21 protein-coding genes are annotated in these 22,816 nt (G+C 48.1%); 9 read left to right on the forward strand and 12 right to left on the reverse strand.

All coding sequences use genetic code 11. The annotated features are described in order from the left end of the window. Window positions 1–7: 7 nt before the first annotated feature. From HWY38_RS11570 to HWY38_RS11580, 3 genes are read left to right on the forward strand one after another with little or no spacing between them, the layout of a single operon-like run. A complete protein-coding gene (locus tag HWY38_RS11570; RefSeq protein ID WP_224181884.1) occupies window positions 8–1,444 on the forward strand; it encodes an acyl-CoA synthetase in 1,437 nt (478 codons plus the stop codon). After that, entirely contained in the window at window positions 1,432–2,523 is a 1,092-nt protein-coding gene (locus tag HWY38_RS11575) for an acetyl-CoA C-acyltransferase (protein WP_224181885.1), read from the forward strand. The genes HWY38_RS11570 and HWY38_RS11575 overlap by 13 nt, the downstream gene beginning before the upstream one ends. Window positions 2,524–2,574: 51 nt before the next feature. Next, the gene (locus tag HWY38_RS11580) at window positions 2,575–3,150 is read left to right on the forward strand and encodes a histidine phosphatase family protein (RefSeq protein ID WP_007610462.1); all 576 of its coding nucleotides are present in this window, start codon (window positions 2,575–2,577) and stop codon (window positions 3,148–3,150) included. Between the two features lie 15 nt (window positions 3,151–3,165). Here HWY38_RS11580 and HWY38_RS11585 read toward each other — a convergent pair whose 3' ends face one another. Continuing rightward, on the reverse strand, window positions 3,166–4,044 hold the full coding sequence (locus tag HWY38_RS11585; protein ID WP_224181886.1) for an ABC transporter substrate-binding protein: 879 nt from the start codon (window positions 4,042–4,044) through the stop codon (window positions 3,166–3,168). Between the two features lie 488 nt (window positions 4,045–4,532). On the opposite strand from HWY38_RS11585, the gene HWY38_RS11590 reads away from it, so the two are divergent. Continuing rightward, a complete protein-coding gene (locus HWY38_RS11590; protein ID WP_224181887.1) occupies window positions 4,533–5,681 on the forward strand; it encodes a S8 family peptidase in 1,149 nt (382 codons plus the stop codon). A gap of 45 nt (window positions 5,682–5,726) precedes the next feature. Here the strand turns inward: HWY38_RS11590 and HWY38_RS11595 are convergent, their stop codons facing one another. Continuing rightward, window positions 5,727–6,977: a M48 family metallopeptidase gene (locus HWY38_RS11595; RefSeq protein ID WP_003155197.1), complete on the reverse strand. Its 1,251-nt coding sequence runs from the start codon at window positions 6,975–6,977 to the stop codon at window positions 5,727–5,729. 154 nt (window positions 6,978–7,131) lie between these two features. Between HWY38_RS11595 and HWY38_RS11600 the strand changes: the two genes are divergently transcribed. Next, on the forward strand, window positions 7,132–7,527 hold the full coding sequence (locus tag HWY38_RS11600) for a hypothetical protein (RefSeq protein ID WP_003155199.1): 396 nt from the start codon (window positions 7,132–7,134) through the stop codon (window positions 7,525–7,527). A gap of 48 nt (window positions 7,528–7,575) precedes the next feature. Here the strand turns inward: HWY38_RS11600 and HWY38_RS11605 are convergent, their stop codons facing one another. From HWY38_RS11605 to HWY38_RS11620, 4 genes are all read right to left on the reverse strand, one after another. Then, the gene (locus HWY38_RS11605; protein ID WP_224181888.1) at window positions 7,576–9,117 is read right to left on the reverse strand and encodes a fatty acid--CoA ligase family protein; all 1,542 of its coding nucleotides are present in this window, start codon (window positions 9,115–9,117) and stop codon (window positions 7,576–7,578) included. Between the two features lie 131 nt (window positions 9,118–9,248). Then, a complete protein-coding gene (locus HWY38_RS11610; protein WP_032874359.1) occupies window positions 9,249–9,893 on the reverse strand; it encodes an SDR family oxidoreductase in 645 nt (214 codons plus the stop codon). A gap of 80 nt (window positions 9,894–9,973) precedes the next feature. Beyond that, on the reverse strand, window positions 9,974–10,969 hold the full coding sequence (lplJ, locus tag HWY38_RS11615) for a lipoate--protein ligase LplJ (protein WP_224181889.1): 996 nt from the start codon (window positions 10,967–10,969) through the stop codon (window positions 9,974–9,976). A 12-nt stretch (window positions 10,970–10,981) separates the two neighbouring features. Further along, a complete protein-coding gene (locus HWY38_RS11620) occupies window positions 10,982–11,716 on the reverse strand; it encodes an MBL fold metallo-hydrolase (RefSeq protein WP_224181890.1) in 735 nt (244 codons plus the stop codon). Between the two features lie 169 nt (window positions 11,717–11,885). On the opposite strand from HWY38_RS11620, the gene yhfH reads away from it, so the two are divergent. Both yhfH and HWY38_RS11630 read left to right on the forward strand, forming a co-directional pair. Then, window positions 11,886–12,008: a protein YhfH gene (gene yhfH, locus HWY38_RS11625; protein WP_370465857.1), complete on the forward strand. Its 123-nt coding sequence runs from the start codon at window positions 11,886–11,888 to the stop codon at window positions 12,006–12,008. A 233-nt stretch (window positions 12,009–12,241) separates the two neighbouring features. Next, window positions 12,242–13,531 carry a cation:dicarboxylate symporter family transporter gene (locus HWY38_RS11630; RefSeq protein ID WP_003155211.1) on the forward strand — a complete coding sequence of 430 codons (1,290 nt, stop codon included), beginning with the start codon at window positions 12,242–12,244 and terminating at the stop codon, window positions 13,529–13,531. 40 nt (window positions 13,532–13,571) lie between these two features. Here HWY38_RS11630 and HWY38_RS11635 read toward each other — a convergent pair whose 3' ends face one another. Beyond that, a complete protein-coding gene (locus tag HWY38_RS11635) occupies window positions 13,572–14,603 on the reverse strand; it encodes a M42 family metallopeptidase (RefSeq protein ID WP_211484957.1) in 1,032 nt (343 codons plus the stop codon). Between the two features lie 131 nt (window positions 14,604–14,734). Between HWY38_RS11635 and HWY38_RS11640 the strand changes: the two genes are divergently transcribed. Next, window positions 14,735–14,956, forward strand: coding sequence for a hypothetical protein (locus HWY38_RS11640; protein WP_003155215.1), 222 nt, complete (start codon window positions 14,735–14,737; stop codon window positions 14,954–14,956). A 137-nt stretch (window positions 14,957–15,093) separates the two neighbouring features. Continuing rightward, window positions 15,094–16,071 (forward strand): beta-ketoacyl-ACP synthase III FabHB, encoded by a 978-nt coding sequence (fabHB, locus tag HWY38_RS11645; RefSeq protein WP_003155217.1) that lies wholly within the window; start codon window positions 15,094–15,096, stop codon window positions 16,069–16,071. A gap of 50 nt (window positions 16,072–16,121) precedes the next feature. Here the strand turns inward: fabHB and HWY38_RS11650 are convergent, their stop codons facing one another. The 5 genes from HWY38_RS11650 to hemE all read right to left on the reverse strand — a co-directional run bounded on the left by HWY38_RS11650 (window position 16,122) and on the right by hemE (window position 22,783). Beyond that, window positions 16,122–18,455 carry a YhgE/Pip domain-containing protein gene (locus HWY38_RS11650; RefSeq protein ID WP_014304734.1) on the reverse strand — a complete coding sequence of 778 codons (2,334 nt, stop codon included), beginning with the start codon at window positions 18,453–18,455 and terminating at the stop codon, window positions 16,122–16,124. Window positions 18,456–18,529: 74 nt separating this feature from the next. Beyond that, the gene (locus HWY38_RS11655) at window positions 18,530–19,102 is read right to left on the reverse strand and encodes a TetR/AcrR family transcriptional regulator (protein WP_003155219.1); all 573 of its coding nucleotides are present in this window, start codon (window positions 19,100–19,102) and stop codon (window positions 18,530–18,532) included. Window positions 19,103–19,249: 147 nt separating this feature from the next. Continuing rightward, entirely contained in the window at window positions 19,250–20,683 is a 1,434-nt protein-coding gene (gene hemY / locus HWY38_RS11660; RefSeq protein WP_003155220.1) for a protoporphyrinogen oxidase, read from the reverse strand. Between the two features lie 27 nt (window positions 20,684–20,710). Beyond that, a complete protein-coding gene (gene hemH / locus HWY38_RS11665) occupies window positions 20,711–21,646 on the reverse strand; it encodes a ferrochelatase (RefSeq protein ID WP_003155221.1) in 936 nt (311 codons plus the stop codon). Window positions 21,647–21,721: 75 nt separating this feature from the next. Then, complete coding sequence (gene hemE / locus HWY38_RS11670; protein WP_003155222.1) at window positions 21,722–22,783, reverse strand: uroporphyrinogen decarboxylase; 1,062 nt, start codon at window positions 22,781–22,783, stop codon at window positions 21,722–21,724. Between the last annotated feature and the right edge of the window lie 33 nt (window positions 22,784–22,816).

A 22,816-nucleotide genomic window follows, 5' to 3' on the forward strand; every position in this document is an offset into this window, starting at 1 on the left:
AGTCATCATGATTACATCATCATATTCAGATACAGCCGGACAAGCGCCGGAACAGATCGCAATTCAGACAGAAACAGAACAGATCACCTATCAAACTTGGAACAGGCTGGTAAACCAAACCGCAAACTGGCTTGGCAGCCTTTCAGGTAAGCCGGAAAACATTGCAATATTACTGCCGAACGGCATCCCTTTTTTACAACTTTTCGCAGGGGCGGCGCATGCCGGCTGCACGGCGGTTCCGTTAGATCCCCGCTCGGCAGCGGCGGAACTCGCGGATCAGCTGAACATCAGCAAAACCGACCTCGTCATCTGTGACCGCCGGCTGAGCGGCAGACTGGACGGCGTCAAAACGCCTGTCATCCTGTGGGATGAATGCAGGCCTTTGATCGAGGCGGAAAAAACGGAAGGCGCTTTGATCAAAAACGCCGGCCTGCCCTTTTTTATCGGATTCACCTCGGGATCGACCGGTAAGCCGAAAGCCTTCACCCGCTCTCACCGTTCGTGGCTGGAGAGCTTTTCTTGTACGAAACGTGAATTCGGCATTTCCCCTGATGACAAAGTGCTGGTACCGGGCACGCTTCGCTCGTCACACTTTTTATACGGCGCCGTCAGCACTTTGTTTATCGGCGGAACCGTCATCCTTCAAAGAAAATTCAATCCGGCTGGAATGAAAGACCGGCTCAGACAAGCTGACGTTCTATATACCGTTCCGACAATGACGGACGCCCTGCTCTCACTAGAGGCGTTTCCCGATACACCGCTCAAGGTGATTTCTTCCGGTGCAGACTGGCCCGCTTCATCAAAACAAGCGCTGTCAGAGCGCTATCCCCATTTGCAGTTGTACGATTTTTACGGAACGTCTGAGCTGAGTTTCGTGGCGTTCTTATCGCCTGAAGACAGCGCCCGAAAGCCTGACGCGGCGGGCCGTCCGTTTGAAAATGTTACAATCGAAATCCGCCGCCCCGGAGGAGAACGCTGCATGCCGGGCGAAACGGGGAAGATTTTTGTGAACAGCCCGATGAAATTTTCCGGATACATCAATGGCGCAAAACCTGATGATTCCGGCTGGATGACGGTTGATGACATGGGATATATCGATCGTGAAGGCTATCTTTATATCGAAGGACGTGAAAACGGGATGATCGTATCAGGCGGCCTGAATGTATTCCCTGAAGAGATAGAACGTGTGCTCAACCGCTGTCCGGGCGTCAGAAAAGCGGCCGTCATCGGCATTCCTGATGATTATTGGGGCAGCATCGCCGTTGCGGTGATCGACGGACATGCAAATGTAAAGGAACTGAAGAAACAGTGCCGCGAGCAGCTGGCGGCATATAAAATCCCGAAAAAATGGCTGTTTTCAGAAATACCGGAAACAGCCGGCGGAAAGATCGCCCGTGCCGCCGTACAAAAGCAGGCAAAGGACATGATGGAATGGAAGCTGTAATTACGGATGCGAAACGGACGATTTTCGCCCGGGAAAACGGCCTGTTAAAAGACTGTCTCCCAGAAGATTTGGCAGCTCCGCTGATCCGCCATTTGAGCCGGAACATGCCCGAAGACATTGATGAAGTCCTGATCGGAAACGCGACGGGCCGCGGCGGGAATCTCGCCCGGCTGTCAGCCTTGGCCGCCGGACTTCCTTTGAGCGTGTCCGGTACGACCATCGACAGGCAGTGCGGCTCCGGACTGGACGCCGTGAGGGTCGCGTGCCACTTTGTCAAAGCCGGCGCGGGGAGCACGTACATCGCGGGAGGAGCGGAAAGCAGCAGCCGTTCCCCTTTCTCATCCCGGGCGCGCTTTTCTCCTGAACACATCGGCGATCCTGATATGGGCATAGCGGCCGAGTATACGGCACAGGCTTACGGCGTAACGAGAAAGATGCAGGACGAATATGCCCTTCTCAGCTATGAACGGAGCGTCAAAGCGCACGAAGACGGCTTGTACCGCCGGGAAATTCTTCCCTGTCACGGATTCGCCGCTGACGAAAACATGCTGAAAAAGCGGAACATGGAGCCTCTCATCTCCCGCGCCAAACCCGTCTTTCAGTCCGGAGGCTCTGTCACCGCCGCCAACTGCTGCGGAATTTCTGACGGGGCGGCGGCAGTTTGTGTGATGGAAGAACAAAAAGCGCGGTCTCTCGGTTTAAAGCCGGGATTGCGTTTTATCGGAAGCGCGGTAAGCGGCGTCCATCCGCATTATCCGTCAGCAGCTCCGGTGTATGCCGTCAAAAAGCTTTTGAAGGAACGGGACCTGTCACCGGATGATATTGATATATACGAAATCAACGAGGCGTTTGCCGTCAAAATATGCGTTTTTTCACAGCAGCTTCAAGTGCCGTATTCTAAAATAAATGTCCGGGGCGGCGCTCTGGCGGTCGGGCATCCGTACGGGGCTTCCGGGGCGGCGCTTGTCACCCGGCTTTTTTACGAAGCAAAAAGACGCCCGGATGCCCGCTACGCAGCAGCAGCAATCGGCAGCGGAGGGGGAGTCGGACTGGCGCTTCTCTTTGAAGTGTTAACGTAACGGCAGTATAATAGATGATATCGATAAAAAATTGATCGGAGTGGAGACTTTATGACTGCCGTTTGTTTAGTAAGACATGGAGAGACTGATTGGAACGCCCAAAAGAAACTTCAAGGCAAATCGGATATTCCGTTAAATGCGACGGGAGAGCGTCAGGCGAAAGAAACTGGAGAGTACTTAAAGGGGTCCGAATGGGATGTCATCGTCTCAAGCCCGATGAAACGGGCCAGAAAAACAGCTGACATTATTAACGGGTTTTTGAATCTTCCCATTGTCGTCATGGAAGATTTCAGAGAACGGAGCTACGGTGATGCGGAAGGAATGTCTTTACCGGAACGGTCAAAGCGCTACCCGGATAAAAACTACCCGAACATGGAAACAGCAGAAGAGCTGACAGACAGAATGCTTGCCGGTTTAGTGAAAGTTCAGGAGCGGTTTCCTGAGCAAAAAGTACTGATCGTCGCTCACGGCGCAGCCATTCACGCCCTCTTGTCCGCCATTTCAGACGGTGATACCGACATACAAAACGCTAAGCTTGTCAATGCGTGCCTGAGCAATATCGAACGAATTGAAAATAAGTGGCGCGTCAAAGATTACAATGTAAGCAGCCACCTGTCAGAATCATAACAAAAAGGCCCGAATTCAGTTTTGGGCCTTTTTGGCGAGCATTTTTTTCTGCAGATCATGTAATATGGCGTCCGCACCGTCAATGCTCCGGCGCTCCGTCCATACCGCCCTGTCCGCGCGGTAAACGTGTCCGTTTTTTACGGCCGTCAGCTGTTTCCAGAGGTGATTTTTTTCGAGTTCTTTCTCACCGTCCAACAGTACGATGTAATCAGGATCGATATGCAAAAGCTGCCCGGGCGTCATTTTGATAGAGTCTGATTTCCCGCCGGAATCCGTCTGGACGGCATATGTAAACCCTGCAAGCGTCAAAAGCCGGGATGTGAAAAACCGGTCATCCTTTACGGAAATGCTGTCATTTGCAGCGTCAATTAATAAAATCGTGCCGCCTTCTGCATCCAGCTTTCTTTTGATGTCATTCAGCTTTTCTTCCTGAGCCGACAATTGTTTCTCTATGATGCCCTCTTTACCGACCGCCTTTTCAATAGTAAGGGCAGCGTCAACCGCATGCTGATAATCCGCAGCTTCATTTTTTAAAGCGATTGTCGGAGCGATCTTTGTCAGTTTTCGGTATATCCCCCTGTGAAGGCTTGAGTCTGCAATGATGAGATCGGGTTTTAACGAAGTGATCTTTTTCAAATCGGGATATGACGGGGGCCCGACGGACGGACTGCCGTCGTTTCGCTCCGTCCGGTTATCCGCGGCGGCCGCCGGCTTTATGCCGAGATCATGGAGGGTGTCAATAAAGCCCTCATTCAATACGGCGATGCGCTGCGGGTGCGCAGTCACATGCGCGGTCCCCAGATCGTGCCTGACGGCGATTTCATGTTTCTGTTCTGAGCATCCCGTTATGAAGAGAAAAGATACGATCATCAGCATACTGAAAATTGGTTTCATCTGTTCCCCCTCTTTCGTTTTTCCGCAATTATATCATTGACAATATAAGTATCAATGATATTCATTATCATTATTTTTATAAAATGGTTTCACAGCTTTTCTCTGTCAAGAAAGCCGAAGACTGATTCATGCCGGCCGCTTTATTTCATTCCGCTTTCGTTTCCATCAGACTTCTGCATTCAACAAAAGGTGACATTTATCCTGTTTTTGCCTCAGCTTCCAAAAATGGAATCAAACCGTTCGACCCAGCAAACAAGAGAGCGATTGCGGCTGTGTACAAATACTCATGTCCTTCCATCGGTTTTTTCCATTAAAATTTAAATATTTCGGGTTCCTATTAAACGAAAGAGAGATGATATACCTAAATAGAAATAAAACAAACTGAAAAAAATTGGGTCTACTAAAATATTATTCCATGCTATACAATTAATCCACAGAATAATCTGTCTATTGGTTGTTCTGCAAAAGAAAAAAGGAGTGGATAAAGAGTGAGAGGCAAAAAGGTATGGATCAGTTTGCTGTTTGCTTTAGCGTTAATCTTTACGATGGCGTTCGGCAGCACGTCTCCTGCCCAGGCGGCAGGGAAATCAAACGGGGAAAAGAAATACATTGTCGGATTTAAACAGACAATGAGCACGATGAGCGCCGCCAAGAAAAAAGATGTCATTTCTGAAAAAGGCGGGAAAGTGCAAAAGCAATTCAAATATGTAGACGCAGCTTCAGCTACATTAAGTGAAAAAGCTGTAAAAGAGCTGAAAAAAGACCCTAGCGTCGCTTACGTTGAAGAAGATCACGTTGCAAAAGCGTACGCGCAGTCCGTGCCTTACGGCGTATCACAAATTAAAGCCCCTGCTCTGCACTCTCAAGGCTTCACCGGATCAAATGTTAAAGTAGCGGTTATCGACAGCGGTATCGATTCTTCTCATTCTGATTTAAAGGTAGCAGGCGGAGCCAGCATGGTACCTTCTGAAACAAATCCTTTCCAAGACAACAACTCCCACGGAACTCACGTTGCCGGTACAGTTGCGGCTCTTAATAACTCAATCGGTGTATTAGGCGTTGCGCCAAGCGCATCTCTTTACGCTGTAAAAGTTCTCGGCGCTGACGGTTCCGGCCAGTACAGCTGGATCATTAACGGAATTGAGTGGGCGATCGCAAACAATATGGACGTTATTAACATGAGCCTCGGCGGACCTTCTGGTTCTGCAGCGTTAAAAGCGGCAGTTGACAAAGCCGTTGCTTCCGGCGTCGTAGTGGTTGCGGCAGCCGGTAACGAAGGCACTTCCGGCGGCTCAAGCACAGTGGGCTACCCTGGTAAATATCCTTCTGTCATCGCGGTAGGCGCTGTTAACAGCAGCAACCAAAGAGCATCTTTCTCAAGCGTAGGTTCTGAGCTTGATGTCATGGCACCAGGCGTCTCTATCCAAAGCACGCTTCCTGGAAACAAATACGGCGCGTACAATGGTACGTCAATGGCATCTCCGCACGTTGCCGGAGCGGCTGCTTTGATTCTTTCTAAGCACCCGAACTGGACAAACACTCAAGTCCGCAGCAGTTTAGAAAACACCACTACAAAACTTGGTGATGCTTTCTACTACGGAAAAGGGCTGATCAACGTACAGGCGGCAGCTCAGTAAAACATAAAAAAACCGGCGTCGGGCATGGCCCCGCCGGTTTTTTTATTATTTTTCTTCCTCCGCATGTTCAATCCGCTCCATGATCGATGGGTGGCTCCCTCTGAAAATTTTGACGAGAAACGGCGGGTTGACCCGGCTCAGTCCCGTATCGGCCAAGTCCTGAAACGTCTCAATCGCCGCTTCCCGGTTTCCGGTCAGCTCAATGCCGTAGCGGTCGGCGGCGTTTTCCTGATATCTGGAGACGGCATTCGTAATCGGATCAGAAGCAAAACTGAGAACGGATATGAGCAGCAATAACAGCGGGAGGGCAGCCAGATCTTCAGGCCCCTTTATATGAAGCATTCGGCCGAAGAATTTGGACAGCCGCTTATAAAGCTTGTCAATGATATAGAACCCGGCTAATGACAGCAGCAGATACCCGGCCAGTCCGATGTACACGTGCTTCATCACATAGTGCCCCATCTCATGCCCCATAATGAACAAAATTTCCCGATCCTTCAGTTTGTTAAGCGTCGTATCCCACAAAACGATCCGCTTATTCGAACCGATCCCCGTCACATACGCATTCAGCGCATTCGTTTTCTCCGACATATTTACTTCATAAACATGGCTGGCCGGAATGTCGGCCTTGTCGGCAAGCGACAAAATTTTGCTTTCCAGCTCCTTGTCTTTCAGCGGATAAAAATCATTGTATAAAGGATCAATCACGACCGGCTGCAGGAAAAACAAAAACAGGGTAAACGGCACAGTAAGACACCAAGCGTAAAACCACCATTTTTTTGTATGCTTTGTGATCAGCCAGTAAAACACAAGCACACACACGGCAAACAGCGGAAAACTGATCCAGAAATCAATGACATGGTCTCTTATCCAGCTTGCTGCTGTCTGCGTCGAAATATGATACGCAAGCGAAACCCGATATCCGATCCACTCAAGCGGAAGCGAAGCCGCCGTAACGATGAGTGAAATCACAAATACGAAGCTTACAATTTGCAGCACCCGAAAGCGCACCGCTGCTTCGAGCCAGTGCTTTATTTTTTTGGCAAGCCCCGTAATGAGCAGCAGAAAAAATAAAAACCAATCTAACGGCGCTCCGATGAAGAATAAAAAATCCTTTACATTTGAAAAGTTTTCAGCGGCTGCCAGGCGGCCCGGGTCCATAAACGAGGACGGATCGGCTTTCGTTCCCTTTACGGCCTCCGGGACGGCGGAGTCTCCTGTCATAAAGAAATACCAATAGAAAAAAAGGCCGTACAGCACATAGGCAAGTCCCGCTGCCGCTATCCATTTGCGCATGGAAGTCTCCCTCCTTAGCCTTATGACTTACTCCTATTGTAAGCATAAATGCAAATAAATAGAACCAAGCCTCCGAAACGGATGTTAATCTTTTCACAACAGAAAAGAATGGAACAACAGGAAGCGGGAAAGACTAAAAGACGGAGTGATGAATATGAAAAAAATAATCGCGTTTATTGTAGTAATCGCCCTTTTGGTTATTGCTTTCTTCTATGTATACAGCCGGACCGGCGATGTGTTTCCATCAAGCAACGCAGATCTGATTATTCTGTCTGAGCACGGAAAAAAAGAAATCAAAATTAAAGACAGGCAGAATGTAAAAGATATGCTCGATATCTTGAACCAAGGAAAACAAGTCAAACTGACCAAAAGCGTATCTCCCGATTACGACGGAACGGTCAAATACCATGAAGACCGTTTTGATTCATTCAGCATGTGGCTCGAAAGCGGCAATTATATGATGTACAAGTATAAAAACACGTATTACAAACTGACCCGGCATGATACGAAGCTTGTGCAAAGCATCATTAAGGAAGAATCACAGAGCTGACCGGATCAGCATGTAAAAGCGAAGCCCCCCGGCTTCGCTTTTCGTCCGTCATTTCGGAAGCATGTCCCGGACCGCCCGTCTCAGCAGCTTCCCGGTCGCGTTCTTCGGAATCTCATCAAGAAAAACCACTTCCGCCGGCCGTTTATATTTTGCCAAATGTGTTTCACAGTAATCAAAAACCGCCTGCTCTGTCAGCTCACCGTCCCCAGGCACTATATAAGCATGCACCGCTTCCCCCGTTTTGGCGTCAGGAACGCCGATGACCACGGCTTCTTTAATGCCCTCATGGCTGTAGAGCACTTCTTCTACTTCGCGCGGATAGACGTTGTATCCGCCGACGAGAATCATATCTTTTTTTCTGTCGACGATATAAAAATAACCGTCTTCGTCGCGCTTCGCCAAATCACCCGTGTACAGCCAGCCGTCTTTCAGCGCGTGCTCCGTTTCCTCGGGCATCTTGTAATAGCCTTTCATTACATTCGGCCCTTTCACGATCAATTCTCCCACTTGATGGTCGGGCAATTCGCGTCCGAGTGTATCGACGACTTTATTTTCGACATGTAAAATATTCGTCCCGATCGAGCCGGGCTTTCTCCCCCGGTCAAACGGATTAAAACAAGTAACCGGCGACGCTTCAGAAAGTCCGTACCCCTCCAGAATGGTGACGTCAAAGGTTTGTTCAAACGTCTGCAACAGAGCGACCGGCATGGAGGCCCCGCCTGAAATGCACAGTCTGACGGACGCAAAATCCTCCGCCTTGCCGTGCTCGTATTGATACAGATAGTTATACATCGTCGGTACGCCGGCAAAAATGGTTGCCTGACGGCTTTTAATCAGTTTAAACACAGAAGCCGGGCTGAATTGCGGCTCGATTAAGACACACGCTCCGCTCATCAGAGGCGCATTCATACAAACGGTTAAACAAAAAACGTGAAACATCGGCAATGCCGCCACAATTTTGTCTTTCTCATTCATTCCTAAGTATCCGGCGACATCATTTGCATTGGAGAAAAGATTCTGATGGGTGAGCATGGCGCCTTTCGGTTTTCCGGTCGTCCCTGAGGTGTATAAAATGACGGCAGTATCATCTTTGGACAATGTCGGATAAGTTCTGTTGCGCTCCGCCGGGCGGAGCATTTTTGTAAACGTTGTCATTTTTAAGCGCAATTGAGGGTCTTCTGTCGATGGAGCGTTCTCTGCTGTCTGGCTGATCATGATATGCTCCAGCAGCGGCAGCGAGCCGTGCAGGCTTTCAAATACGGGAATTAAAAGGTCGATGCCGGCGATCGCTTTGACATCGCCGTTTTTCAGCATGTATGCGATTTCTGAAGGTGTATATGCCGGATTAACAGGTATGACGACAATTCCCGCTTTTAACGCGCCGAAAAACGCAATAACAAAATCAGGCGTATTTCCGAGCAGCAGCGCGAGATGATCCCCTTTTTTCAGTCCCCTGTCCTCCAAGCCGTTTGCAAATGCTTTGATTTTACCTGCCAGCTCCTCATACGTCATGTACTGATCTTGAAACAGACAAGCTGGTTTTTCCGGTTTCTGCGATGCCGTTTCTTCCAATTTGGAAACCAGATTCATTTTCCCACCCCTTTAAAAAAGTAATGAATGAATAGTCATTCATTTATCCGGAATAAACGTTCACTTTTATTATAGAAAAATATAGAAAAACACTCAAGGGCAAAAAGCCCCGAGTGCCGTAAAACCGGAAACTATAATTGTTTCAGCGCTTCACTGACCGGCGTGCTGCCCGCTGTCAGATCGAACGCTTTTTCATACGTATTCGGTTCATCAAGGGATGCGATAACGGTCTTGGCGACATCGTCTCTTGAAATGGAGCCTCTTTCTAAATCGGCCGCGGCTTTGATATTTCCCGTGCCGGGATCATTTAATAACCCGCCCGGCCGGATAATCGTATACGTCAGACCGCTCGCTTCAAGAATTTTATCCGCATAATGCTTTGCGGCGTAATACGGCTTCAGCGCTTCATTCCAATTGCCGCGGTTATGAGCCTGCAGGGCGCTTACCATAATGAACCGCTTGATGCCGGCTTTCTTTGCCGCTTCTATCGCTTTCGCCGCTCCGTCAAGATCAATCAAAAGCGTCTTATCGTATCCGGTGCTTCCCCCTGATCCGGCGGTAAACACAATCGCGTCACAGCCTTCAGCGGCTTTCGCGATGTCTTCCGTGCTTCCTTCCAAATCTGCAAGAACGGCTTCTGTTCCCGCGGCTTGAAGCGCTTCTTTCTGCTCTTGTTTCCGGACCATCGCCCGCAGCGTATGCGTGCCGTCTTTTTGAAACAGCCCGGTCAGCCGCTGTCCGATCTGTCCGTTTGCTCCGATGAGAAATACTTTCATCATGATCCCTCCCCATTCATTATGGTTCTATCATTTCACAAAAACGGGCGCTGATTCAAATCATGCGTTCGGCAAATGTTCTAATAAATCAGCTCGAGGAAATCTTCCAGCTCTATTTTGCCGAAATACTGTTTCAGATCGATTCCGGCCAGCACCTCCCTGATAGCGGTTCTGTCATACTGTTTTCCGGTCAGCGCCTGTTCGACTTCACTCACATCTTTCGCACCGAAGAAATCACCGAAAATTTTGCAGTCCTGAATGATTCCTTTTTTCACTTCAAGACGCAGATCAATCGATCCGACCGGATAACGTTTCGAATGCTGAAGATTAAATGCGGGCGACCTGCCGAAATTCCAGTCCCAGTTTTGATAGCGCTCTTCGGAAATCTTCCGGATCGCTTTCCAGTCTTCATCGGTCAGTTTATATTCCGGCACTTCGGAAAGATCATTTGTATTAAAAATATGGTGAAGCAGATGCTTTTTGAATTCGTCCGCCGTCATTTTGTCATCAAGAAACTCGCTGATGTTGGCGACACGGCTTCTGATTGACTTAATGCCTTTTGATTCGATTTTGTCTTTTTTCACTTTCAAGGCTGACACAACATGGTCAATGGCGGAATCCAGCATTAATGTTCCGTGGCTGAAAATACGCCCTTTCGTCGAAAATTGAGCGTTGCCGGAAATTTTTCTGCCGTCTGCGACGATGTCGTTTCGGCCGCTTAATTCAGCTTCCACACCGAGCTGGCGCAGCGCCTGAATAACGGGTTCGGTGAATTTTTTGAAATTGTGAAAGCTGTCGCCGTCATCCTTGGTGATAAAACTGAAATTCAGATTCCCGAGGTCATGGTAAACCGCACCGCCTCCTGACAGCCTGCGGACGACGATGATTCCGTTATCTTCTACGTATTTCGTATTGATTTCTTCTATTGTGTTTTGGTTCTTCCCGATGATAATCGACGGCTGATTGACATAAAACAGCAGGTATGTCTGTTCAGGGTCGAGATGCTTCACGCAATATTCCTCGATCGCGAGGTTGATCCTCGGGTCGGTTATGTTTTGGTTGTCGATAAATAACATGGTGCTCCTCCTTTATTTCTCCCACTTCAATCCGGAAGCGGCGATTGTCACTTCGCCCCCGAACACGGATTCCGCTTCTTCTTTCAGCTTCCGGTGCTCGCCGAAATGAGGCAGATGCGTGAGAATCAGCTCCCCCGCTCCGGCCTCCTTCGCGATACGTCCGGCTTCCAAACTGTTCATATGGCCGGCTGACGTGCCGTCCTGGTCTGCGTAAAAATTGCACTCGCAGATCAGCAGATCGGCATTTTCCGCAAACGGGATAAACGCGTTCTGGTAGCTTGAATCAGCCGTATACACAACAGAAGCTGAACCGTCAGTAATCCGCATCGCATAACAAGTGACCGGATGCACCGTTTTCAGAAAGGTAATGGTGAACGGCCCGGCAGAAAGCGGGCGGTCCGGCTGATAGGCCACTCCTTTTGTATGCGTTTTATATGTAAGACGCTCAAACTGTTCTATATCAGCATCATGCCCGTAAATCGGCAGTGCATGCGTCCCTTTTCCGAGAAAGGAGCCGACCTGTTTGGCAAATTGAAGCGGCCCGATATCAGCGATATGATCATGGTGATAATGGGACAAAATGACGGCATCAAGCTCTTCTGCCGGAACATAGGCAAACAGCTTTGATAATACGGCGCTTCCGCAATCGACGAGCAGAGAATAGCCGCCGGACTGAAACAGATAGCCTGAAGTTGCTTCGTTTGCGGCCGGAAATCCGCCGCAGCATCCAATGACTGTAATTTTCATATGATCCTCCGAATGTTTAGGATAAAAAGATCCTTTCCTCCAATATACCTATTTTTCGTACAAATTGCATGTTTTAAACATTGTGCCAAAACAGCCGTTGATTTTCCAAAACTGTTATAATACAATGTAGAGACAAAACAATGAAAGAGGGATGGGTATGTTGGAAAAGATGTCGGATTTTTTCAGAAATTTACCCGGTAAGAAATGCGAAGAATGCGGAAATGAGATTGTTGAGCAGTATGAGTGTCACATTAATCTGTGCAATGACTGCTTGAAAATTAAGGATATGTGACAATAGGGCGCCGCACAATTCTAAGTTGTGCGGCGCCTGTTTTTTCGGCCGTCATTATACTTTCTGAATAGGGCGTTATTCACCATTATTAGCAATTATCTGTACGTTTTAAAAGATTCAGTATTTTCAATCTATATTTTTCTATAGACGGATTGTTTTCTTTTCTATTATAATTTGTTCTAATAGCTATCTTTTTAGATACTTATTGCACTTTTTTCTTCGGGAGGTAATCTATGAAAAAATTACGCTTTGGACTAGCGACGCAAATTTTCGTCGGACTCATACTAGGGGTTGTAGTCGGTGTCATCTGGTACGGCAATCCCGCCATTCCAACATATTTACAGCCTATCGGCGATTTGTTTTTACGCTTAATCAAAATGATAGTGATTCCAATTGTCGTCTCCAGCTTAATCATCGGCGTTGCCGGCGCGGGAAGCGGAAAACAAGTCGGAAAATTAGGCTTCAAAACGATTTTGTATTTTGAGATCATTACCACTTTTGCCATTATTCTCGGGCTGGCTTTGGCGAATCTGTTTCATCCGGGAACAGGCGTTAATATACATGAAGCTCAAAAGACAGATATCAGTCAATATGTTGAAACAGAAAAAGAACAAAATAACAAATCTATCGCAGACACATTCCTGCATATCGTACCGACAAACTTCTTCCAATCATTAGCCGAAGGAGATCTGCTTGCCATCATCTGCTTTACCGTGCTGTTTGCACTCGGCATCTCGGCAATCGGTGAAAAAGGAAAGCCTGTCTTGGCCTTCTTTGAAGGTGTTTCTCATGCGATGTTCCATGTTGTGAACCTCGTCATGAAAGTTGCGCCGTTTGGTGTTTTTGCGTTGATTGGTGTTACCGTTTCCAAATTTGGGCTCAGTTCCCTGCTTTCACTCGGTAAACTGGTCGGTTTAGTGTATGTAGCTTTGGCTTTCTTTCTCATTGTTGTATTCGGAATCGTCGGAAAGCTTGCCGGAGTAAACATTTTCAAATTCCTCGCCTATATGAAGGATGAAATTTTATTAGCGTTCAGTACGTCAAGCTCCGAAACCGTACTCCCCCGCGTTATGGAAAAAATGGAGAAGATCGGCTGTCCGAAAGGTATTGTTTCCTTTGTTGTGCCGATCGGATATACCTTTAACTTAGACGGATCTGTGCTGTACCAATCTATCGCCGCTTTATTCCTCGCTCAGGTATACCACATTGACTTGTCCATTTGGCAGCAGATTACCCTTGTGCTTGTCTTGATGGTCACTTCCAAAGGAATGGCTGCCGTGCCCGGGACTTCTTTCGTCGTCCTGCTTGCGACATTAGGCGCATTCAACATTCCTGCAGAAGGCCTTGCATTCATCGCCGGTGTTGACCGGATTATGGACATGGCCCGCACGGTCGTCAATCTGACCGGAAACGCGCTGGCATCCGTTGTGATGTCAAAATGGGAAGGCCAGTATGATCCCGTTAAAGGCGCGAAGGTCATGAGCCTCGCCAAAACAGAACAAAACACAACCATTTCAGGTTAAAATGAAAACCCTGCACGGAATGATTTCCGCGCAGGGTTTTTTATGCCATCGGCGATAGAACGTACCGGTGCAAAAGCTTCGCCGTATTAAGAAGCGATAATTCATGCGTGCGTTCAAAAGCGTGTGAAGCGTCAATTCCCGGGCCGATCAGCCCGTGAACGATGTCATGGCCCGAACGGATGGCTGCTGAGGCATCAGAACCGTAATACGGATAAATATCAAGCTGATAATCAATGCCATAGCGCTCCGCAAGCCCGGCCAGATGTTTTCTGAGCTGATAATGGTACGGTCCGCTCGCATCCTTCACGCAAATGGAGACGGTATATTCATCCGTAGACTGGCCGTCGCCGATCGCTCCCATATCAACAGCCAAGTATTCGACGGTCTCAGGAGGAATGTTGGAATTGCCGCCGTAGCCGATTTCTTCATTATTAGAAATCAGAAAATGCGTCGTATACGGAAGTTCGATTTTCTCTTCCGTGATGCGGCGGATTAAATTCAAGAGCAGAGCCACGCTCGCTTTGTCATCAAGATGCCGGGACTTAATAAAGCCGCTCGGCGTAATCTGCACGCGCGGGTCAAATGAGATGAAATCGCCGACCCTGATGCCGAGATCGGACGTCTCTTCCTTCGTCCGGACAGGCTCATCAAGGCGGACTTCCATATTCTCCTGATTCCGCTCTGCCTTGCCGGCGTCCTTGTAGACGTGCACTGAAGTCTGATGCATTAAGATGGTGCCTGTATAGGTTTTGCCGGAAGAAGTTTGGATCTCGCAATATTCCCCTTCAATCGAGTGATATCGGAAGCCGCCGATCAAGTCAATCTTCAGCCGGCCGTCCGACTTTATTTCCTTTACCATCGCGCCGAGCGTATCGACATGCGCCGTCAGCAATCTGTGTTTCTTGTCATCACGGCCGGGAATTGTGACAAAAAGACCGCCTTTGCGGTTTCTGTAAGAGGAGACGCCCCATTCTTTTAAAAGACTTTCTGTATAGGCGACAACCTCGTATGTATTGCCCGTCGGACTCGGAATCGACACCAGTTCTTTAATCAGTTCCATCGTATGTTTCATATTTTCCACAGGTCATTCCTCCTATCAATTTTATTCTTCTTAAAATATACTCTTTTGATCCATAACCCGTCCAATCTTTTCCTGCTCTTTTTTCATAGAATGAAGGGAGCATGAGCATAGGAGGGAAATGTATGATCAGCCGTAAACCGCACAAGCGGAAAAGGTTTCATAATGATTGGTTTGAGGATTGGTTTGAGGATGATTGGTCTGGTGCAGCCTTCTGGTGCTGTAAAAAAGAAAAAGATCACTGTAAAAAGAAAAAAGAAGACCCTTGTAAAAAGAAGAAAGACAAAAAGAAGAAAGACAAAAAGAAGCATCATCATTCATGCCGCCGCTGCTGCCGTCATTGGTAATCGTTCACACAAGCCCGTTTTACAAATAAAATTCTCATGCTCCCCAAACAGCGGATGCTGCTTGGGTTTTTTTATTAAAATTAGTACCAAGTAATAATATCAGGTGTTATAATCTGATATAAAGGAGTGATTTTTTCATGTCAAAATCTAAAATTACAGCAATCGGTACATATGCTCCGGCACGCCGATTAACAAACGCGGATTTAGAGCGCATCGTCGATACATCTGATGAATGGATCGTCCAGCGCACCGGTATGAAGGAAAGACGCATTGCCGGCGAACATGAATTCACATCGGATTTGTGTGTGGAAGCGGTGAAAAACCTTGCAGAACGATACAGCGGAACTCTTGATGATGTCGATATGATTCTTGTCGCCACAACGACGGCGGACTATGCGTTTCCAAGCACCGCGGCACGCGTGCAGGCTTACTTCGGCTGGCCGCACACGGGAGCGCTTGATATTAACGCCACATGCGCCGGACTCACTTACGGCCTTCAGCTCGCAGACGCATTAATTACCGCCGGTTCCCATCAAAAAGTGATTGTCATTGCCGGTGAAACATTATCAAAGGTAACGGATTATACTGACCGGACGACCTGCGTTCTTTTCGGAGATGCTGCAGGCGCCCTATTGGTGGAACGCGACGAATCAGCGCCGGGCTTTTTGGCAGCCGTGCAAGGAACAGCGGGAGGAAGCGCGGACGTGCTGTATCGCACGGGACTGAGCGCAGAATTAAACGGCGAGCCGCTTAAAGGCGGAGGAAATATGGTGCAAAACGGGCGCGAAGTATATAAATGGGCGGCCAGAACCGTGCCTGAGGAATGCAATGCCCTTTTAGAAAAAGCCGGCTTTTCAAAAGACGATCTGGATTGGTTCGTTCCTCACAGCGCCAACATGCGGATGATCGAATCCATCTGTGAAAAACTGCCCTTCCCGCTTGAACGGACATTGACAAGCGTTGAATATTACGGCAACACTTCATCGGTTTCTATTATTCTCGCTTTGGATGAAGCTGTGAAAGCAAAAAAACTGTCGGAAGGCCAGACGCTGGTATTGTTCGGGTTCGGCGGCGGATTGACGTATACCGGACTTTTGGTGAGATGGGGATTTTAATCGAAATCAAAAAAAAGAGGCCCTGAGCATCTGCTCAGCGCCTCTTTTTCTTATGCTGTTATTTCTTCTTCCGTTTTGTGTTCTTTTTTGCTTTGCACCGTAAAATACACGATGGTCAGCGCGATCATGACAACGGCGATGCCCAACAGAATGGATGCCTGCTGCCACATATAGCCGTAATCGCCATTTGAAATGACGGCACGGAACCCGTTGATGCTGTAAGTCATCGGCAGTGCCCCGTGAATCACTTGATAGAATCCCGGCAGGAGTTCAAGCGGGAAGGTTCCTCCGCTTGCCCCAAGCTGGAGCACCAGAATGATGACAGCGATAAAGCGTCCCGGATTTCCCATCGTTGTCGCCAATAATTGAATCATCGACAGGAACGCGATGCTGGTAATCATCGTAAAGAGATAGAATCTCCAAGTGCTTTCCACATCAAGCCCGATTCCTTTTAACAGAACCGTGGCGACTATAACGGATTGAATCAGTCCGACGAGCAGAATGACGCTGAATTTGCTGAGGAACCATTCAAAACCGTTTCTCGGACGCCCTGAAGCTTCACTCAGAGGGAATACGACCGTCAGCATCAATCCGCCGACATACAAGCCCATAGAGAGAATATAAGGCGTCAGTCCGGTACCGTAGTTAGGCACGGAATGAATCGCGTTATCGTCCGTTTTTACCGGATCGGCAAACATGCTGTACGTTTTGTCATCTGTCTTAATGTCCCCGGTTTGATCAGCCGCATCTTTCAGCTGGCTGGACAATTGTCCGGTGCCGTCTAAAAGCTTGCTTAAACCGGTGCCGAGAGACGCTTGACCCTGCTCAATTTTGGACGAGCCGTCATGGATTTTGTTTTGCGCGTCCAGCAGTTTCGTTAAGCCGCCAGACACCTGGCCGCTCCCTGACACTAACGCTTCTGATCCTGATTTGAGCTGTCCGAACTTGCTGTTGTATTCGCCGATACCGGCCGTCAATTTGTTTTGGCTTTCAAAGACGGTCTGCGCTCCGCTGTACAATTTATCAGTTCCAGCCGTCAGCTGGTTAATCGCGTCTTGTACCGCCGCCGCGCCGTTATACAGTTTCGATGTGGACTGAGGCAGTGCTTTCAGCTGATCAGCCTTCGCTTTTACATCTGCCAGCGCGCTTTTTATGACTGACATATCCGGAAGCTGGATATCTCCGCCGGACGGAAGCTGGCTGACGATATTGTCTAAATCCGGAAGGTCGGCCTTCGGAAGCTTCTCATTCAGAAGCTGAACAAGTTTCGCTTTTTGCTCATCCGTTAAGAAATCACTGTCCTTAATCACCTTTTTGACCGCGTCATCCCGGGCATCCAGGCTGTTTTTCAGATCAGAAAGCTTTTTCTTAAACTGCTGCAATTCCTTTTCAGTCTGCTCAAGCTCCCCAACCGCTTTTTCAATATCTGAGAGGTTGACTGAATTGATCGCATCTTCAAATGCCGCCGCTTTTTGCGACACTTCCTGCGCCTTGCTGTTTAACGCGCTTAATCCATTCGTTAAATCCGGAAGCTTTTGCTGGAGCTGCTTTTGTGCGTCAAGGCTCGTTTTCAGCCCGCTGGCCACTTGGCCTCCTCCTGAAGCAATCTGCCCTGATTTATCTTGAATTTCGGCGCTTGCGCTCTGAAGTTTTGCGATAGAGCTGTCAAGCGTTTGAATTCCGCTTGTCACTTTCGCCGCTCCGTCTGCAAGCTGCTGCGTTTTATCGCCGATGGTGGCGGTGCTTTCAGTAAGCTTCGCTAAATTTTCCTTCAGCTTGGCGCTGCCGTCTTTCGCGTTTTTCGTGCCGTCGTCTATTTTCTTGGCGCCGCTGCTGGCTTTGCCGAGTCCTTTGGCAATATCTTTAAAATTGTCAAAAATGACTTTTGCGTATTGCTCCGTCACTTCTTTCGACACGGAGGCTTTCAGCTTGTCGATCGCCTTTTCGCCGATTGTCGCGCCGACATAGTTTGATCCGGCATTCGTATGATATTTCAGATCCAGCTTCTTCGGATTTTTATCCATTACCGTGCTGGCGTTTTTAGAAAAATCTTCAGGAATCTCGACCAATAAATAATATTTAGCATTTAATAAGTCCTTTAACGATTGATCAAGATCGTTTGAAAAATGCCAATCAAAATTATCATTTTTCTTTAACTCTTTCACAAGATCGTCACCGATCTGAAGATGTTTCCCTTCGTAGTCCGCCCCTTTATCCTGGTTGACAACGACAACCGGCAGCTGATCCACCGTGCCGTACGGGTCCCAGTACGCCTTCAAAAACACTCCGCTGTAGATCAGCGGAACGAATAATATGGCAATGATGGGGATTAACAGTTTCTTGTTCGTTACAATGTCTTTCCACTGGCTTTTTATTGTATTCAACCCTGTTGCCTCCTTCCGCAAACTGACTCATTTGACAAAACGGTCACGGCACCTAAAAAGTGAAGGATCATCTATTATTTAGATAATCCTTGACCAACATACATTTCCAGCAATTCGGCGATCGTCTCTTTTTCAAGAGGCGGATGGTTTTTTTCCCAGTCAAATATCAGCGCGATGTAGAGCTTGAGCATCACAAAAGCGGTCAGTTCCGGATCACACGGTTTAATGCTTCCGTTTTCAATGGCTGTTTCTATCTTTTCTTTAATGTATGACAGAATGGCCCGCTCCATTTTCGCAATGACATCCTGAACGGCTATTGTACCAATCTCGGCGTTCTCCTGAAAAATTTTAATAGTCAGCTGGTGTGTTTTTCTGAATTCCAAAATCGCGACAAGCGCCCGGTGAACATTTTCGTGAAATGAAAGCTCCGGTTTCATCGCTTCGTCTGCGTGTTCCTTCATTTCTCTTAAAATAGTGGTGAAAATATCATCAAACAGTTCTTCTTTGTTTTTGAAAAACGTGTAGATGGTTCCCTTCCCCACATTTGCAAGCTTTGCCACCAGATCCATTGTCGTTGCTTTGTAGCCGAATTGTGTAAAAGACTTCGTTGCCGCTTCCAGAATGAGCTTTTTCCGATCGACGGACATGTTTCCCACCTCGTTAAATTGACCGTTTGAACGTTTTAGTCATTTTGTACATAAGATAACTTATCACAGTCGCAAAGAAGATTCAAATGTTTTTTCTCTTTATTGGTGTTCCCTTTACAGAACGGGAACATGCAAAAAACCTCCGTTTTACGATAACGGAGGCTGGTACGTTTCAAATAAATAAGCGAGTGAATCATATACGGCGGCTTTTCCCTGGTCGATACAGTCGGGGATGCCCACCCCTTCGAAAGACGCGCCCGTCGCGTATACGCCCGGATAGGAAGCTTTCAGCGCATCTCTGAACTCTTTGATGCGCTCCTTATGGCCGACATGGTATTGCGGCATGCTTTCGTTCCAGCGGGTCACACAGGTCATTTCCGGTTCGCCATTTATTTTCATTACTTTTTTCAAATCTTCCATTACGATTTTAATGATCTCGTTATCTGAAAGATCTACGATGGATTCATCTCCGGCCTTTCCGACGTACGCCCTGAGAAGTGTTTTGCCCTCCGGCGCCGCGTGCGGCCATTTTTTATTCGTCCATGTGCAGGCCGTGATGGAGAAATCGCTGTTTCTTGAGATAACGAATCCCGTACCTTCATGCTCCATTTTGACGGCTCCCTCAGGAAAACCTAAGGCGACGTTGGCAACGGACGTAGAATGCATATCTTTGAGACATGAAACCGCCGGCAGATCAGAAAGCATTTTCGCCGCGGCTTTATGCGGGGCTGTCACTATGCATCCTTCCGCATAGAGCACTTTGCCATTATCAAGCGTCACGGAATATCCTTTCTCCTCGCGGCCGATATGGGTGACTTTCGTTCCTTTCATCACCTTTGTCAGCGTAAGCTGCTTTTCCAGCTCCTCCACCAACGTTTGAAGTCCTGTCGTCAGCGTTAAAAACTGGCCCTGCTTTTTGGCCGTCAGCTGCTGTCCCGAAGGCTGCGGACGTGATTTTTTCATACCGAGAATCAGGCTTCTGTGCTTTTGCTCAGTCTGATAGAATTGCGGAAACGTGGACATGAGGCTCAGCTTATCAATATCTCCGGCATAAATCCCTGATAATAGCGGTTCTATTAAATTCTCAACGACTTCGTCACCGACGCGTCTGCGGAAAAATTCACCCAGAGACTGATCTTCCTTCGGTTTGCTCGCAGGCAGGACAAAGTCAAGCGCCGCCCGCGCTTTTCCGGGTACAGAAAATAAACCGGTGGAGATGAACGGAGCGATTTTGGTCGGAATGCCCATCACCGCGCCCTTCGGCATCGGATGAAGCGTCTCATTGACGAGCACGTAAGACTGGCCGGTCGCATTGTTGACGAGCAGATGCTCAAGCCCCAAATCCTTAACGAGCTGCGGCGCGCTTTTTTTCCTTTCCAAAAAAGAATCCGGCCCCCGCTCAATAATGTAGCCGTCTTTATGCGCCGTCTGAATTTTACCGCCCGCTCTCGGGCCCGCTTCGATCAGGGTGACCTCAAGCGGCAGCTGTTTTTCCTTGATTTCTTTTTCCATGTAGAAGGCGGCGGCTAATCCCGTTATGCCGCCGCCGATGATGACCAGATGTTTTTTATCGCCACTCATTTTTATCGCCTTCTTTACCGTTTAATTCTACTTGTCCAGCTCTTTCAGCACGACCGCTGCAAGCGCGTCGATAAATTCAGGCTGTGCGTTCGGCATGGCCGGACGATAGTAGCTTGCGCCGACTTCTTCGGTCACAGCTTTGCATTCATAATCATTATCGTAAAGCACCTCTAAATGATCGGCAACGAAGCCTGCGGGCACGTATACAAATGCTTTATAAGGATGCTTTTGATACAGCTCGCGCGTGAGATCCTGCACATCCGGCCCGAGCCACGGATCAGGGGTGTTCCCTTCGCTTTGCCAGCCGACTGCGTAATCGGTAATTCCGGCGCCTTCGGCAATCAGTTTTGCGGATTCCTCCAGCTGGTCAGGATACGGATCGCCGTATTCTTTAATTTTTTCAGGAAGGCTGTGCGCTGAGACGATCAGCATCGCGTCATCCCGTTCTTCTTTCGGCATTGATTCATACGTTTTCTTCACCTGGCCGACCCAATAATCAACGAATTTCGGTTCATCATACCAGCTTTCAACAGACTTGATGGTCAAACCGCCGAGCTTCTCCGCTTCTTCTTTCGCGCGTTTGTTGTATGACTGGACGCTGAATGTTGAAAAATGAGGGGCGAGCACAAGGCTGACAGCTTCTGTAATGCCGTCTTTATGCATGTCCGCCACCGCGTCTTCAATAAACGGTTCAATATGTTTTAATCCGATGTACACTTTGAATGTTACGTCGTCCTGGATTTCATTTAAACGCTGTGCGAGCTTCTCCGCCTGCTCCTGCGTGATTTTTGCCAGCGGAGAAATGCCTCCGATCGCTTCATATCTGTCTTTTAAGTCTTGAAGCATGTGCGGCTCCGGCTTTCTTCCGCGTCTGATATGTGTATAATAACGTTCTATGTCCTCTTCTTTGTAAGGCGTTCCGTAAGCCATGACGAGAAGTCCCATTTTCTTTTTGCTGCTCATTTTGTTAAACACCTCTTTTGATGGTCTGTCTACCTTGATTTTGACAGGAAAATCTTCTTATAACCAACGATCTGCTCAGGAAGATTGTTCCGTTTTTTTGGCCGCGGAATATTCATGTACAAACGCCGTCAGCTTTTTCAGCGTTGCCGGATTGACATCAGGGAATACGCCGTGACCTAAATTGAAAATAAACCCGTCCGTTTTCATGCCTTGATCAAGTATCGCTTTCGCTTTTTTCTCGATGACTTCCCAAGGCGCAAGAAGAAGCGACGGATCAAGATTGCCCTGAACCGTTTTTGTAATGCCTTGTTTTCTGGCGTCATCTATGCCGAGTCTCCAATCAAGACCGACGACATCAAGAGGAAGGTCATGCCAATCCCCGGCCAGGTGGCTTGCGCCTACGCCGAACATGATCAGCGGAACTTGCTCTGCTGAAAGCTCCCGGAATATTCTGTCCATCACCGGTTTTATAAACTGCCGGTAATCTTCGCGGTTCAGCGCGCCGACCCATGAATCAAAAATCTGAATGGCTTTTGCGCCGGCATTAATCTGCGCTTTTACATAAACGATAATCATGTCCGCGAGCTTGTCCATCAGCATTTGCCACGCTTGCGGCATACTGTGCATAAACGCTTTTGTTTTGTTGTAATTTTTAGAAGGCCCGCCTTCAATCATATAACTGGCCAGCGTAAAAGGCGCTCCCGAAAAACCGATGAGCGGAACATTCAGCTGTTCGTTTACGAGTAATCGGATCGTTTCCAGCACGTAAGGAACATCCTGTTCGGGATTCAGTTCGCCGAGCTTTTCAATATCCGCAGCAGAGCGCACCGGCTGATCGATCACCGGGCCGATTCCGTTTTTTATTTCAACATCCACTCCGATATAAGGAAGAGGCGTCATAATATCTTTATATAAAATGGCAGCGTCCACTCCGTACTGCTCGACCGGGAGCCTCGTCACATACGCGCACAGCTCGGGCTGATGCGTAATTTCGACTAAGCCGTACTTTTCTTTCAGCTTGCGGTATTCCGGCTGAGACCTCCCCGCCTGTCTCATGTACCAGACAGGGACGTGATTTGTTTTTTCTCCCCGTGCCGCTTTTAAAAACGTATCATTAAACGCTTCTCGTTTACTCATCTGAATTTCCACCTTTCCTCCTGCAACCATACG

It is taken from the genome of Bacillus sp. KS1 (assembly GCF_020075515.1).
In the GTDB taxonomy this organism is placed as follows: Bacteria; Bacillota; Bacilli; order Bacillales; family Bacillaceae; genus Bacillus; species Bacillus velezensis.

Bases quoted from the DNA above. Each gene is read 5' to 3' on its own strand.
- HWY38_RS11640 (WP_003155215.1), top strand. From the start codon at position 14,735: ATGATCAGCCGTAAACCGCACAAGCGGAAAAGGTTTCATAATGATTGG.
- lplJ (WP_224181889.1), bottom strand. From the start codon at position 10,969: ATGTTATTTATCGACAACCAAAACATAACCGACCCGAGGATCAACCTC.
- HWY38_RS11570 (WP_224181884.1), top strand. From the start codon at position 8: ATGATTACATCATCATATTCAGATACAGCCGGACAAGCGCCGGAACAG.
- HWY38_RS11585 (WP_224181886.1), bottom strand. From the start codon at position 4,044: ATGAAACCAATTTTCAGTATGCTGATGATCGTATCTTTTCTCTTCATA.
- HWY38_RS11580 (WP_007610462.1), top strand. From the start codon at position 2,575: ATGACTGCCGTTTGTTTAGTAAGACATGGAGAGACTGATTGGAACGCC.
- fabHB (WP_003155217.1), top strand. From the start codon at position 15,094: ATGTCAAAATCTAAAATTACAGCAATCGGTACATATGCTCCGGCACGC.
- HWY38_RS11655 (WP_003155219.1), bottom strand. From the start codon at position 19,102: ATGTCCGTCGATCGGAAAAAGCTCATTCTGGAAGCGGCAACGAAGTCT.
- hemH (WP_003155221.1), bottom strand. From the start codon at position 21,646: ATGAGCAGCAAAAAGAAAATGGGACTTCTCGTCATGGCTTACGGAACG.
- yhfH (WP_370465857.1), top strand. From the start codon at position 11,886: ATGTCGGATTTTTTCAGAAATTTACCCGGTAAGAAATGCGAAGAATGC.
- HWY38_RS11600 (WP_003155199.1), top strand. From the start codon at position 7,132: ATGAAAAAAATAATCGCGTTTATTGTAGTAATCGCCCTTTTGGTTATT.
- HWY38_RS11635 (WP_211484957.1), bottom strand. From the start codon at position 14,603: ATGAAACATACGATGGAACTGATTAAAGAACTGGTGTCGATTCCGAGT.
- HWY38_RS11575 (WP_224181885.1), top strand. From the start codon at position 1,432: ATGGAAGCTGTAATTACGGATGCGAAACGGACGATTTTCGCCCGGGAA.
- HWY38_RS11620 (WP_224181890.1), bottom strand. From the start codon at position 11,716: ATGAAAATTACAGTCATTGGATGCTGCGGCGGATTTCCGGCCGCAAAC.
- hemY (WP_003155220.1), bottom strand. From the start codon at position 20,683: ATGAGTGGCGATAAAAAACATCTGGTCATCATCGGCGGCGGCATAACG.
- HWY38_RS11595 (WP_003155197.1), bottom strand. From the start codon at position 6,977: ATGCGCAAATGGATAGCGGCAGCGGGACTTGCCTATGTGCTGTACGGC.
- HWY38_RS11610 (WP_032874359.1), bottom strand. From the start codon at position 9,893: ATGAAAGTATTTCTCATCGGAGCAAACGGACAGATCGGACAGCGGCTG.
- HWY38_RS11630 (WP_003155211.1), top strand. From the start codon at position 12,242: ATGAAAAAATTACGCTTTGGACTAGCGACGCAAATTTTCGTCGGACTC.
- HWY38_RS11605 (WP_224181888.1), bottom strand. From the start codon at position 9,117: ATGAATCTGGTTTCCAAATTGGAAGAAACGGCATCGCAGAAACCGGAA.
- hemE (WP_003155222.1), bottom strand. From the start codon at position 22,783: ATGAGTAAACGAGAAGCGTTTAATGATACGTTTTTAAAAGCGGCACGG.